Origin of the sequence: Arsenicicoccus bolidensis DSM 15745, assembly GCF_000426385.1 — a bacterium.
Classification (GTDB): domain Bacteria; phylum Actinomycetota; class Actinomycetes; order Actinomycetales; family Dermatophilaceae; genus Arsenicicoccus; species Arsenicicoccus bolidensis.
The window spans coordinates 1-12,400 of the sequence record NZ_AUFG01000060.1 but is presented as its reverse complement, the minus strand read 5'-3'; the positions used below and the strand labels follow the sequence as shown (position 1 = coordinate 12,400).

Sequence of the window (12,400 nt, the reverse complement as noted above, 5' to 3'; positions counted from 1 at the left end):
GTGGCCCCTGGCCGGGCGCCCGCGTCGACCTGTGCCTGACGGACCCACTTGCAGACCCCGTCTCCGGGGTGCCGACCCCGAGCAGCTCCGCAACCCGGGTCATCGCCGCCCACTGCGACTCATGCTCCCCGACGTTCTCAGCGACCATCCGGACCGCCCGTTCCTTCAACTCAGACGCGTACCGCCTGTGCCTGTCTCCTGGCATGACTCCAACCCTCCCAAGGTTCGAAGTCTCCGGACACTCCGGGGCGGTTCAGACCCGGCGTAGCCGAGTGCGACGAGCTTCTCGCGCGACATCCGCGCGGGCCTTGCCCTTGCTGCGCTCGACCCACTCCTCGACCTTCGCGAGGTACTCATCGATCAACTCCGGCCGCAGCGCGGCCTGGTCCAGCACACCGGCACCGGCACGCCGCTCGACGCAGTGCTCGACCGTGTTCGGGGAACACCCCGCCAACTCCCCGGCATCACGCAACGACCCGGTCAAGTCGTAGGCATCCAGAATCTTCATCATCTCCTCGGCAGACTTCAACTCATCCCTTCCTCGGGAGCGACAGAGCGCATCAGCACCGCTCATTTCACCGACTCGATTTGTCAAGACGCTTTCCTGATTATTTCGACTAGGCGTTCACAGTTCGCCGCTCTGGCCTGCCGCCTACTCTTCGATCTGGTCTCCCGCAGAAAATGAGAAGGGAGGCGGTGACGGGCTCGAGCTGTAGGAGCTAGACAGATGGATTCGATTACAATGGTGACGGCGTCACCACCAGCTGGCAGCATGGAGGCGTACAGGTGAGAGGAGGGCGAGCATGAGCGACATCGCGCTGACCGTGGATGACGGTCGTCCTGCCGACGCGGCACGATTCTTCGCTGCCGGGACGCATCTTCTCGACCTGCTCGACGACCTCGCCGAGACGGCCGACGTCGAATGGACCGTGGCGGAGCTCCGCCGCGCATCGGCGGTGGCGGAACTCGTGTCTGCAGGGGATCATCGGCAGGCCGGAGTGGTTGCTGTCCGCTCCGCCATGGTCGGGCTCGAACACATCCGGGCGGGCAAGGGCTTGCCGCCGGACTGGACGCCCAACGCCGTCGGTCACGCCAAAGACATGGTGCGCCGAGCAGGCGAGCACGCGAAGTTGGAGAGCAACGGGAACGTTGTGTGGCTCGACCAGACGCTGCGCGCGGAACTGGAGTCCATCGCGCCGTGGGTGCGCGAGTTCTACGGGTCCATGCGTGGGGAGATGACCGGCGTAAATGTGACTCGTGGCAACCGGGCGTCCATCAAGCCCCAGGGCGGCGGACGGGTAGTACACGTCGGGTTTCCAACTCCCTTGGCCGAGGCCATGCGAGACGGCCTGCTCCAGTTCGTGGAGGTCGAGGGCATGATCCGCCAGAACGAGGACGGTCGGACGTACTACGTCACCGCCGAAAAGGTCAGCGTCGTGGTGGAACCGACGATCACGTGGCAAGACCTGCGCGGATACATGCCCGAGATCACCGATGGGCTTCCCATCGCCAAGTACCTGGAGGGCATCCGTGGCGAAAAGTGACAAGCCCCGCGTCCTGCTCGACTCATCCGCCCTCATCGGGGTCATCAAGAACGAACCGGGCGCGGAGCGCCTCGACGGGCTGCTGGAGATGGTCGGACGGGGCGGTGTCGAACTCGTCGGATCCGTCCTCATCCTGGGCGAGGTGTTCAAGCAGTCGGATGCCGCCGACGAGTCTGAACGGCGACGGCAGGACGGCAAGCTCGGCAACATTCGTCGGCTGTTGGAGTCCCGTGAGGTGATGCTGCTCGACGTGACAAAGCCGATCGTCAAGGTGGCCACAGAGTACAGACGGAACCGTAAGCCCAAGGATTTGCCGGACGCGATCCACTTGGCAACAGCGGTCCTCAACCGGTGCGATTGGCTCGTGACCTTCGACGCCGATTTCCCGGACGTTGACGGGTTGCAGATCTTCCGCCGCCTGCAGCTGGAGGACCCGAAGGTCAGCCTGCCGTGGGCGATTCCCGTTCAGGAGATGCTTTTCTCAACGCCCAGCAACGTCGTACCGCTCAAGCCACCCGGAAGCTAGCGGCACCCTGTATCGGGGAGGAGCCGGCACACACACTCGCAGCCGTGCTGGGTGAATGCGGCGCTTGCGGGCGCGGCCAGGTCCTCGGGAGGCTCCCGGTCGCGGCTGTGCCGCGCCTATTGATTCAGGATGCCAAAGCCGTACTCGGCTTCATCGTCGAGCAGAGCCACGTCGTTGGCAGCAACCGGGACGATCTTCTGAACCGTCTGCCAGGTCAGCTCAGGGGCCGCCCGGCGCAACGCGATCGTCTGGGTGACGTTGTCCGTGATCTCTTGCCTTAGCTTGGGGTCCTTCGGAACCGGCAGGACCAGTTCCCGCCAACGGCCTCCGAGGGTGTCGATGATGTCCTGAGTGAATCGCTTGGCGAAAATCTGCGACTTCACGAGCGGCGTGGACAGCAGCGCAAGAAGCAAGTGTGACTCGATCACATCGCTATCGTGCACCTTGAAGTTGAGAATGTGACTCTGGTGAACGATGCGCGAGTCGAGGTCCGTCACGATCGCGCACGTGCCGACGAGGTAGGTGCCGTCGCGCACGGCTGGTGCCCCCAGCCTAGGGTCCAGGCGACGGGCGATCGGGGCGGGGTGCGTCATACGGGAGGGATAGGGTCGGGGGCATGACCGACTCGAGCGCCCAGACGACCGTGACGGACCCGACGCAGGAGGTCGAGCGCATCTGCCGCGATCTCATCCGGATCGACTCCTCCAACTACGGCGACGGGTCGGGGCCGGGGGAGCGGGCGTGCGCGGAGTACGTCATGGAGCAGCTCACCGAGGTGGGGCTGGACCCCTTCTACGCCGAGTCGGAGGACAAGCGGGCCAACGTGTCCGTGCGCGTCGAGGGGACGGACTCCTCACGGCCCGCGCTGGTCGTGCACGGCCACCTCGACGTCGTGCCCGCCGACGCGGGGGACTGGTCGGTGGACCCGTTCAGCGCCGAGGTCAAGGACGGCTGCATCTGGGGACGCGGCGCCGTGGACATGAAGGACATGGACGCTATGATCCTGGCCAACCTGCGCCACCTCGCCCGCACCGGCACCAAGCCGCCGCGCGACGTGGTCTTCACCTTCTTCGCCGACGAGGAGGCGGGCGGCGTCAAGGGGTCCAGCTGGATGGTCGACCACCACCCCGAGCTGTTCGAGGGCGCCAGCGAGGCGATCAGCGAGGTCGGCGGCTACTCCGTCACCATCCCGCGCAAGGACACCGGCGAGCAGGTGCGCGCCTATCTCCTGCAGACCGCCGAGAAGGGCATCGCCTGGCTGCGCCTGACCGCCCACGGTCGCGCCGGCCACGGCTCGGTCCCCAACGACGACAACGCGATCGTGCACCTCGCCCAGGCGATCGAGCGCATCAACGCCCACAAGTGGCCACGCACCTACATCGCCAGCGTCCGCGAGCTGCTCGACGGGCTGTCCTCCGTGACGGGCACGGGCTACACCGACGAGGACGCGAGCGAGCTGCTCGAGCACATCGGCGGCGCACGGGGATTCGTGCTCGGCACGCTGCAGGACACGAGCAGCTTCACGATGCTCGACAGCGGCTACAAGCACAACGTCATCCCGCAGACCGCCTCCGCGACCCTGGACTGCCGCTTCCTGCCCGGCCACGAGGACGAGCTCATGGACACCGTCCGCGTCCTCGCCGGTGACCGGGTCGAGGTCTCGGTCCACCACCGCGACACCGCGCTCGAGGCGCCGTTCTCCGGCGACCTCGTCGACACGATGCGCGACGCCCTCCAGGCCGACGACCCGGGCTCGCTGATCCTGCCCTACTGCCTGTCCGGCGGCACCGACAACAAGGCGCTGTCCCGCCTCGGGATCACGGGCTACGGGTTCGCGCCGCTGCGGCTGCCCGCCGAGCTCGACTTCGTCGGGATGTTCCACGGCATCGACGAGCGGATCCCGGTCGACTCGCTGGAGTTCGGGACGCGCGTGCTGCAGCGCCTCCTCGCGACCTGCTGAGCCGTATGCCGAGCAGCCCCCGCCCGGATCACGGCGACCCGCGCGACGGGCGGGGGCCGCGGCATACGGCTCAGGCGGTGCGCGACACCCGGATGACGCGCCGCCGGATCTCGGCCCGTCGCACGCCTCCCCAGTAGAGCGACATCTTGGTCAGCTCCCAGTGGCCGTACTCCGCCTCGTCGGTCAACGCCTGCCGGATCTCGCCGCGGCTGGCGTCCCGACGGAAGGTCACGGTGCGGTACTCGTACTCCGGCATACGGCTCGGCTCCCTCCACGTCCATCAGGCCCGATCCTGGCTCCGACCAGGCCCGCAGCACCACCATGCCATGAACCCCCAGATGCCATGGCCCCCGTCCGTGCCGACGGGGTAACGTCTCTCCCATGAGCACCGAGCCGCGCGCCGCCCTCGCCACCTTCATCTCCGCGATCGAACGTCACTTCGAGGCTGCGGCCTCGCGCCGTGGCGACGACGACCCCGCCGTGGTCAACGCCTACCAGGAGCTCGCCGACGCGTTCGAGGCCTACGACGAGGCCCTCGACGACGCCTTCGGCGAGGTCACGCCGCTCGGCATCTACACCGACGACGACGATGACGACGACGAGGACGGCCCCTACGTCGGTCTCGACGACGAGGAGTACGAGGACGACGACGACGACGACGATGACGAGGACGACGAGGAGGAGGACGGCGACGATCGCCGCCCCCGCCGCTGAGGGCTTCTCGCCATACCGGCCGGTCGCCCACCACCGCACCGGCCACCCGCGCGCCTGACGACGCCGAGATCCACCCGGATCTCGGCGTTGTCAGCGTTCGTGGAGCCGAGACCCGTCACAATGGTCGACGGCGCCCATCGCGCGGCTCGTCGTCAGCCCCCACCTCACCACTGCGAAAGCGAACTACGTGTCTGCCCTGAGCTATCTGGACTCGATCATCCTCGGCATCGTCGAGGGCGTCACCGAGTACCTCCCCGTCTCCTCGACCGGCCACCTCACCATCGCCGAGAAGATGCTCGGACTCCCGATCGACGACCCGGCCATCACGTCGTTCACCGCCGTCATCCAGCTCGGGGCGATCCTCGCGACGCTCATCTACTTCTGGGACAAGATCAAGACGATGTTCCTCGCCTGGGTCGCCGGGCTGCGCGACCCGAAGGCCCGCGAGCACGAGAACTACTCGCTCGCCTGGGCCGTCATCGTCGGCTCGATCCCCGTGGTCGTCGCCGCCCTGCTCTTCAAGGACCTGATCAAGGGGCCGCTGCGCAGCCTGTGGGTCGTCGCCGGCGCGCTGGTCCTGTGGAGCATCGTGATCTGGGCGGGGGAGCGCTATCACGCGCGGCTCGTCGCCGCCGGCCAGGACCGCCCCGAGGGCAGCCGCGTCACCGTCAAGGACGGCGTGATCATCGGCCTCATGCAGTGCTTCTCTCTGGTCCCCGGCGTGTCGCGCTCCGGCACCACGATCACCGCCGGCCTGTTCCGCGGCCTCGACCGCGTCACCGCCACCGAGCTCTCCTTCTTCATGGCCATCCCCGCGCTCGTCGGCGCCGGCCTCTACGAGCTCAAGGACGTCAACACCTCCGTCGTCGGCCTCGGCCAGCTCGCGGTCGGCACGATCGTGTCCTTCATCGTCGCCTACGCCTCGATCGCGTGGCTCCTGAAGTTCGTCAAGAACAACAGCCTGATGTTCTTCGTGTCGTGGCGCGTGCTCGTCGGCGCGGCCGTGCTCGTCGCCCTGGCGGCCGGCTGGATGTCCGCGACCTGATCGCCGAGCCTCACCCCGTAGGGCGCGTTGCAGTGGCACGGCTGTGGCTCCTCTGTCGGTAGAGCGAAAGGAGTCGACATGTCGCTTCCCCTTGCGGACCAGCAATGGATCGTGGTCGCTGCCGATGAGGTGCAGGAGCAACTTGCGCGATCCCCTCTCGAGCTCAAGCCCAAACGGGTGGAGGTCTTCACCGAGACCGACGCCTTCGACGAGGAAGCGTGGCGGTTGCGCCTCTACCTCCCCCGCCCCGTCGGTCGGACCTGGGGCAGCCGGGCATCGCTCGACACGCGGCGCGCGGCGGTGGACGCCTTCGACATGTTTGCGGCGCGGACCCATCACGCCCTCCCCGGGCGCACGCTGGCCCTGGTGACGACCGACGAGGCACCGGAGGCCGACATCGCCGAGCCCGAGGGGCCGGCGAGCAGGGAGGAACGTGAGCTGGCCGAGTGAGCCCGATCGGGCCGGCCGGGCTACTGGCGACGGCCGAGCGCCTGGCCGGCACCTCGTCCGGCCCCGGACGACCCGCTCTGGGTCCCCGGGCGAGATAGCGGACGGCCGTTGCGTGGAAGCTGGTCACGCCGCGCGAGAGGGCGAAGGTGGGTGTTGCGGCCTGCGCGGGGGACCCGTTTGCGCCCACTTGAGGGCTGGGGGAGGCGCGGTCGTCGCGTCGGTCGCGGGTTGTCGCCTGCGTGGCGATGGGTGTCGGTGGTGGCGCTCTGCAGCACGCCACCGGCGCTGGAACCTGCCACGGGGGATGGCAGGCCATCCGGGTGCTGGACGTCGCCGCGCCGGGGACTGCTCTTCGGCGGCCTCGGTCGAGACAGGGGCGCCGTATGCCGGAAGCCGGTCACCTCACGACGAGGTGGCCGGCTTCCGGCATACGGCCTGGGCCCAGGTGCGGGCACGGTCCGCGCCCCGAGCGCGAGGAACGCACGCCACCAGCCCCGGCACCGTGCACGCTCCGCGCTCCGAGCGCGAAGGTGCGGTCAGACCGCAGTTTTGGCACGTGTGAGGGTCCCCAGCGGCCGAAAGGTGCGTCCAGACCGCAGGTTTGGCACGTCGGGCGTGGAGGACCTCAGCGAGCGGGGGTGGGTCAGAGCCAGCCGGAGCGTTTGAACAGGCGGTAGAGGAAGGTGACGCCGGCGACCATGAGCGCCATGACCACGAAGTAGCCGTAGTAGAACTCGCTGCCGCCGACGTTGACGCTGGCCTTGACCTCGGGCATGTACTCGAAGTTCTGGCCGTAGATGCCGGCGATCATCGTGGGGAGGACGCCCATCGCGGCCCACGCGGAGATCTTGCGCATGTCCTCGTTCTGCTTGACGCCGATCTGCGCGAGGTGCGCGTTGAGCACGTCGGTGAGCAGCCGGTCGTAGGACTCGACGTGGTCGTTGACCTTGAGCAGGTGGTCCAGGACGTCGGCGAAGAACGGGCGAGCCGCCTTGTGCACCACGGGAACCGAGCGGTCCTTGGCGAGGCGGCGGACCGGCTCGGCGAGGGGGACGGAGGCGCGCTTGAACTCCAGCACCTCGCGCTTGAGCTCGTAGATCTCGGAGGCGTAGTCGCCCTTGGTGCCGCCGAAGATGTTGCGCTCGATGCGGTCCAGGTCGTCCTCGAGCTCGGAGTCGATCAGGACGTAGTTGTCGACGATGGAGTCGAGCACGGAGTAGAGGACCGACGCGGGGCCGTGCGCGAGCTGGTCGGGCGCGAGCTCGAGGCGGGCGCGGACGCCGGCGAGGGGGTTGGCGTCGCCGTTGCGGACGGTGAGGGCGAACTTGTCGCCGACGAAGAGCATGACTTCACCGGTCTCGACGTCGCTCGTGCGCTCCACGTAGCGCAGCGTCTTGACCACCATGAAGATCGTGTCGTCGTAGATGTCGAGCTTGGCGCGCTGCTCGCCGGTGAGGGCGTCCTCGACGGCGAGGGGGTGCAGGCCGAGCTCGTCGTTGACGAGGGCGAACTCCTCGTCGGTCGGGTCCTTGAGCCCGATCCACAGGAATCCGTCGTCGGCGCGGTCCCGCAGCGCGGCGAGCTCCTCGCTCAGATCCCCGCAGGGCATGCGGCGGCCGTGGCGGTAGAGAGCTTGGTCGACGATCACAACCAGCAAGCGTACGTCCTGGTGGGGCTGCCGCGACCCCGCCACGGCCGACGAGCCCCACCGGCGCGCGCGGGCGGGGGCGCGTGGCACAGTGGTGCGGTGCCCACGCTGCTGCTCGTCCGCCACGGACGCACCGACGCCAACGCGACCGGCCTGCTCGCCGGGTGGACCGAGGGGGTGGGGCTCGACGAGCAGGGACGGACCCAGGCCCGCGACCTCGCGACCCGCATCGCCGGGCTGCCCGTCCGGCTGGCGGCCGTCAGCCCGCTGCAGCGCTGCCAGGAGACCGCCGACGAGCTGTATGCCGCCGCGCAGGCGCACGACGCCGGCTGGGGCGAGGCGCGCCGGGTGACCGTGGACGCGATCGGGGAGTGCCACTACGGCGCCTGGACCGGGCGTCCGCTGTCCGAGCTCGCCCAGGAGGACCTGTGGCGCACGGTGCAGGACCACCCGTCGCGGGCGCGCTTCCCGGCGTCGCCGGACCACGCGAGCGAGTCGATCGCCGACCTGCAGCACCGCGCCGTCGCGGCGGTCCGCGACCTGGACCGGCTCGTCGAGGCCGAGCACGGCCCCGACGCCCTGTGGCTGCTCGTCAGCCACGGCGACGTCATCAAGGCGATCCTGGCCGACGCCGCCGGGTCGCACCTCGACCTGTTCCAGCGGTTCGTCGTGGGGCCGGCGTCGCTGTCGGTGATCCGCTACACGGAGGCGCGGCCTTTCGTCATACGGATCAACGACGGAGGCAACGACCTCTCGGGCCTGGCCCCCGCCCGGCCAAAGGACGAGACACCGCGCGGTGACGCCGCCGTGGGGGGCGGAACGGCTTAGGGTCGGGACATGCCGCAGCAGATCTTCGACCCGCCCGAGAGGTTCGTCTCCGGGACCGTCGGGCCGCCCGGGCAGCGCACGTTCTTCCTCCAGGCCGCGGGGAGCGGGCGGCTCACGAGCATGTCCCTGGAGAAGCAGCAGGTCGAGGTCCTCGCCGACCGCTGCAACGACCTGCTCGACATGCACGCCCCCCTCACCGGCTCGGACGCCGCCGCCGCGCGACTGGTCGACAACGAGCCGCTGGGCACCCCCATCGAGGACGAGTTCCGCGTGCAGAGCATCGGGCTCGCGTATGACGACCGCCGCGACGTCGTGGTCATCGACTGCTCCGACGGCGACCTGGAGGAGCAGCCCGACCCCGAGGACGTGGCCGCGCTGGGTCTCGAGGGCGCCGTGCCGACAGATCCGCAGGTCGTGCGCGTCGTCCTGACGCCGGCGGAGGCGCGTGCCTTCGCCCGGCGCTCGCTGGCGCTGGTGGCGGCGGGGCGCGCGCCATGCCCCTTCTGCGGGGAGCCGCTTGACCCCGAGGGGCACATCTGTCCGCGCGCCAACGGCTACAAGCGGTGACGTGACCCCCGACGACGTCCCCGCCGAGCTGATCGTGCCGAACCCGCTGGTCGACCCCACGGACCGGCCTGCTGTCGAGGCGATGCTCGGCCGGCTGGCGGGGGAGGAGCTGCGCCTGGTCGGGCAGCTCGTGGAGGCGTCGAACGGCGTCTTCCTCGGGGTCCTGGGCGGCGACGAGCCCCTCCGCGTGATCTACAAGCCGACGCGCGGCGAACGGCCGCTGCACGACTTCCCGCCCGCGACGCTGGCGCAGCGCGAGACGGCGGCGTTCCTGGTGTCGCACGAGGGCGGGTATGCCGTCGTGCCGCCCACCGTCCTGCGCGAGGGGCCGCTCGGTCCGGGGTCGGTGCAGCTGTGGATCGACCACGACGAGGCGGCTGCTCCGATGGTCGACCTGGTCGCGCCCGACGCGATCGAGGAAGGCGTGATCCCGGTGTTCACGGGGGAGACCCCCACCGGCGAGCAGGTGGTCGTCGTCCACCGCGACACGGAGGCGGCGGCGCGGTTCGCGGCATACGACTGCGTGGTCAACAACGCCGACCGCAAGGGCTCCCACGTCCTGGTCGACCCGACCGGCCGCGAGTGGGGGATCGACCACGGGATCACCCTGCACGCCGAGCCCAAGCTGCGGACCGTGCTGTGGGGGTGGGTCGGGGACCCGCTGCCCGCGGCGGAGGTCGCGCGCCTGGCGCTGCTGGAGTCGCTGCTCGGCGACCCCGGGTCCGCGCTGGTGCAGGGGCTGGTGGGGCTGCTGAGCTCGGACGAGATCGACGCCCTGACGGCGCGCGTGTCGGCGCTGCTGGCCGCCGGGACCTATCCGGAGCCGAACCCCGGCCACTACCCGATCCCCTGGCCCCCGCTCTGACCCGCCGCGGGTAGAGGCATCAGCCGCGCTTCGTTCCCCAGGCTGATGATCCCGCCGGGGGTAGGTCCTGGACGTGGACAGGGGTTGTCCGTGACCGCCGCTAGGCTCTGCGCGTGAAGTCCTGGCCCGCCCCCGCCGTCCCGTCCGTCCCCGGCAGCCCGCTGCCCGTGCGCATCCACGACACCGCGCGCGGCGAGGTCGTCGAGCTGTCACCCGGCCCGACGGCCCGCATCTACTGCTGCGGCATCACGCCCTACGACGCGACCCACATGGGGCACGCGGCGACCTACGTGACCTTCGACCTGCTCGGTCGCGCGCTGCGCCAGGCCGGTCACGAGGTGCACTACACCCAGAACATCACCGACGTCGACGACCCGCTGCTCGAGCGCGCCGCCCGCGACGGCGTCGACTGGACTGCCTTGGCCACCAAGGAGATCCAGCTCTTTCGCGACGACATGACCGCGCTGCGGGTGCTCCCGCCGGACCACTACGTCGGCGTCGTCGAGTCGGTCGAGGCGATCGCCGACCAGGTGGCCCAGCTCGTGCGGGCGGGCGCCGCCTATCCCGTGCCGGTGCCGGACGACGAGCACGACCTGGTGGCTGAGGGTGCCAAGGACTACTACCTGGACCTCGCGCAGCAGCGGACCTTCGGCGAGGTGTCGGGGTGGACCCGCGAGCAGATGCTGGACGTGTATGCCGACCGCGGCGGCGACCCCGACCGGGCCGGCAAGCGCGACCCCCTCGACCCGCTGCTGTGGCGCGCAGAGCGGCGCGGCGAGCCCGCGTGGGCCGGAGGCATCCTCGGCTGCGGCCGCCCGGGCTGGCACATCGAGTGCACGACGATCGCCCTCGACACCCTCGGCATGCGCTTCGACGTGCAGGGCGGCGGCACCGACCTGATCTTTCCCCACCACGAGATGTCCGCGGTGCAGGCCGTCGGGCTGACGGGGGAGCCCGAGTTCGCCACGGCCTACCTCCACCAGGCGATGGTCGGCCTCGACGGCGCCAAGATGAGCAAGTCCAAGGGCAACCTCGTGCTCGTGTCCCGGCTCCGCGAGAGCGGCGTCGACCCGATGGCCGTGCGGCTGGTGCTGCTCGACCAGCACTACCGCACCGACTGGGACTGGACCGACGACCTGCTGGCCCGCGCCCAGGACCGCCTCGACCGCTGGCGCGCCGCCGTGGCGCGAGCGGGTGCTCCGGCTGCGGGCGAGGTCGTCGCCCAGGTCCGCGCCGCCCTGTGCCAGGACCTCGACACCCCGGCCGCGCTGCGGGCCGTCGACGCCTGGGCCGCCGCGAGCGGGACGGATGCGGGAGCGGGTGACGAGGTCGCGGCTGCGCTCGACGCGCTGCTCGGCGTCGACGTGCGCTGACCCCGCAAGGCGGGTTGACGGTCGGCATACGGGTTGGGCAGGCTGGGCCCCAGCGGCGTCGCCCGACGCCCAGCCCGCGCATCGGTCCCCAGCCCGTGCAGCACCGGGCCAAGGGGAGCAGATCCTCGGGCGAGCATCCACCACATCGTCGGCGACCCCGCTGCGCTCGTGGGCTGGGGGCACGCGCAGCGTCGAGGACCCACGATGACCCAGGACGCAGACCTCAAGACCGTCATCCGCGCGCGCATGGAGCGCACCGGTGAGACCTACACCGCGGCGCAGGCGGCCGTGCTCGCCCTCCCGCCCCCCGAGGTGACCCGCGCCGTCGACGAGATCGCCCGGCTGGTGCGGCCGTTCGTCGACGGGGAGCGGATCGTGTCGATCCCCGTCAAGAGGCGCCGGCGGGTGGCCGTGCTGCTGCACCTGCTCAGCCGGCTCGAGATCGGGCGGTCGTATGCCGAGAGCGAGGTCACCGCGATCCTCGGCGCGGCGCACGAGGACCACGCCTGGCTGCGGCGCGAGCTCGTGAACTACCGCTACCTGCACCGGGACTCGGGCATCTATCGGGTCACGACGACCGTGCCCGAGCGCGACGCCGCCGAGGCGCAGGAGATCCCGGTGGACGAGGCGGCGTTCCTGCGCAGCCTGGGCACCCACGGCGGGTAGGCCCAGGCGCCGGGCCCGCCATGACGGGCCGCCTCCGGCATACGGCCACGCTCACCCCGCGCCATTGGTCACCAGTGACGTTTTGGATCGTTCCAAAACGGTGCGATCCGTTCATTGGTGACCAATGGCGCCAGCAGGGCGCGCGAGCGGGGTGAACGAAGGCCGGTCGATGCCTTTACCGGGGGCGGATGCATCAGCCTGGCGAACGAAGGCC

General features: G+C 70.2%; 15 protein-coding genes and 1 pseudogene. 11 read left to right on the top strand and 5 right to left on the bottom strand.

Annotated features, from left to right (window positions below):
* Together K313_RS23740 and K313_RS0118485 are read right to left on the bottom strand one after the other, a co-directional pair.
* Positions 1-205: pseudogene (locus K313_RS23740) on the bottom strand (transposase); the annotation flags it as partial.
* Positions 206-253: 48 nt separating this feature from the next.
* Complete coding sequence (locus K313_RS0118485) at positions 254-529, bottom strand: COG3415 family protein (protein WP_205621903.1); 276 nt, start codon at positions 527-529, stop codon at positions 254-256.
* Between the two features lie 274 nt (positions 530-803).
* On the opposite strand from K313_RS0118485, the gene K313_RS0118480 reads away from it, so the two are divergent.
* Complete coding sequence (locus K313_RS0118480; RefSeq protein WP_029212875.1) at positions 804-1,544, top strand: hypothetical protein; 741 nt, start codon at positions 804-806, stop codon at positions 1,542-1,544.
* Complete coding sequence (locus tag K313_RS0118475) at positions 1,531-2,070, top strand: type II toxin-antitoxin system VapC family toxin (RefSeq protein WP_029212874.1); 540 nt, start codon at positions 1,531-1,533, stop codon at positions 2,068-2,070. Before K313_RS0118480 ends, K313_RS0118475 begins: the two co-directional genes overlap by 14 nt.
* 116 nt (positions 2,071-2,186) lie before the next feature.
* Here the strand turns inward: K313_RS0118475 and K313_RS0118470 are convergent, their stop codons facing one another.
* Positions 2,187-2,606: a restriction endonuclease subunit S domain-containing protein gene (locus K313_RS0118470; protein WP_029212873.1), complete on the bottom strand. Its 420-nt coding sequence runs from the start codon at positions 2,604-2,606 to the stop codon at positions 2,187-2,189.
* Positions 2,607-2,686: 80 nt separating this feature from the next.
* Between K313_RS0118470 and K313_RS0118465 the strand changes: the two genes are divergently transcribed.
* On the top strand, positions 2,687-4,030 hold the full coding sequence (locus K313_RS0118465) for a M20/M25/M40 family metallo-hydrolase (protein ID WP_029212872.1): 1,344 nt from the start codon (positions 2,687-2,689) through the stop codon (positions 4,028-4,030).
* A 70-nt stretch (positions 4,031-4,100) separates the two neighbouring features.
* Here the strand turns inward: K313_RS0118465 and K313_RS0118460 are convergent, their stop codons facing one another.
* On the bottom strand, positions 4,101-4,286 hold the full coding sequence (locus K313_RS0118460) for a DUF5703 family protein (RefSeq protein ID WP_019284879.1): 186 nt from the start codon (positions 4,284-4,286) through the stop codon (positions 4,101-4,103).
* Between the two features lie 125 nt (positions 4,287-4,411).
* Here K313_RS0118460 and K313_RS23735 point away from each other — a divergent pair, with 125 nt between their 5' ends.
* From K313_RS23735 to K313_RS0118445, 3 genes are all read left to right on the top strand, one after another.
* Positions 4,412-4,744 (top strand): hypothetical protein, encoded by a 333-nt coding sequence (locus K313_RS23735; RefSeq protein WP_029212871.1) that lies wholly within the window; start codon positions 4,412-4,414, stop codon positions 4,742-4,744.
* Positions 4,745-4,931: 187 nt separating this feature from the next.
* Complete coding sequence (locus K313_RS0118450; protein ID WP_029212870.1) at positions 4,932-5,789, top strand: undecaprenyl-diphosphate phosphatase; 858 nt, start codon at positions 4,932-4,934, stop codon at positions 5,787-5,789.
* A 78-nt stretch (positions 5,790-5,867) separates the two neighbouring features.
* Positions 5,868-6,239 carry a hypothetical protein gene (locus K313_RS0118445; protein WP_029212869.1) on the top strand — a complete coding sequence of 124 codons (372 nt, stop codon included), beginning with the start codon at positions 5,868-5,870 and terminating at the stop codon, positions 6,237-6,239.
* A 643-nt stretch (positions 6,240-6,882) separates the two neighbouring features.
* Here the strand turns inward: K313_RS0118445 and corA are convergent.
* Positions 6,883-7,887, bottom strand: coding sequence for a magnesium/cobalt transporter CorA (gene corA, locus K313_RS0118440; RefSeq protein ID WP_029212868.1), 1,005 nt, complete (start codon positions 7,885-7,887; stop codon positions 6,883-6,885).
* A gap of 99 nt (positions 7,888-7,986) precedes the next feature.
* Between corA and K313_RS0118435 the strand changes: the two genes are divergently transcribed.
* From K313_RS0118435 to K313_RS0118415, 5 genes are all read left to right on the top strand, one after another.
* Positions 7,987-8,715 carry an MSMEG_4193 family putative phosphomutase gene (locus K313_RS0118435; protein ID WP_029212867.1) on the top strand — a complete coding sequence of 243 codons (729 nt, stop codon included), beginning with the start codon at positions 7,987-7,989 and terminating at the stop codon, positions 8,713-8,715.
* A gap of 9 nt (positions 8,716-8,724) precedes the next feature.
* A complete protein-coding gene (locus K313_RS0118430) occupies positions 8,725-9,282 on the top strand; it encodes a DUF3090 domain-containing protein (RefSeq protein WP_029212866.1) in 558 nt (185 codons plus the stop codon).
* Between the two features lies 1 nt (position 9,283).
* A complete protein-coding gene (locus tag K313_RS0118425) occupies positions 9,284-10,147 on the top strand; it encodes an SCO1664 family protein (RefSeq protein WP_029212865.1) in 864 nt (287 codons plus the stop codon).
* A 113-nt stretch (positions 10,148-10,260) separates the two neighbouring features.
* Positions 10,261-11,520: a cysteine--1-D-myo-inosityl 2-amino-2-deoxy-alpha-D-glucopyranoside ligase gene (gene mshC / locus K313_RS0118420; RefSeq protein WP_029212864.1), complete on the top strand. Its 1,260-nt coding sequence runs from the start codon at positions 10,261-10,263 to the stop codon at positions 11,518-11,520.
* 204 nt (positions 11,521-11,724) lie between these two features.
* Positions 11,725-12,186, top strand: coding sequence for a DUF2087 domain-containing protein (locus tag K313_RS0118415; protein ID WP_029212863.1), 462 nt, complete (start codon positions 11,725-11,727; stop codon positions 12,184-12,186).
* The last annotated feature ends 214 nt before the right edge of the window (positions 12,187-12,400 follow it).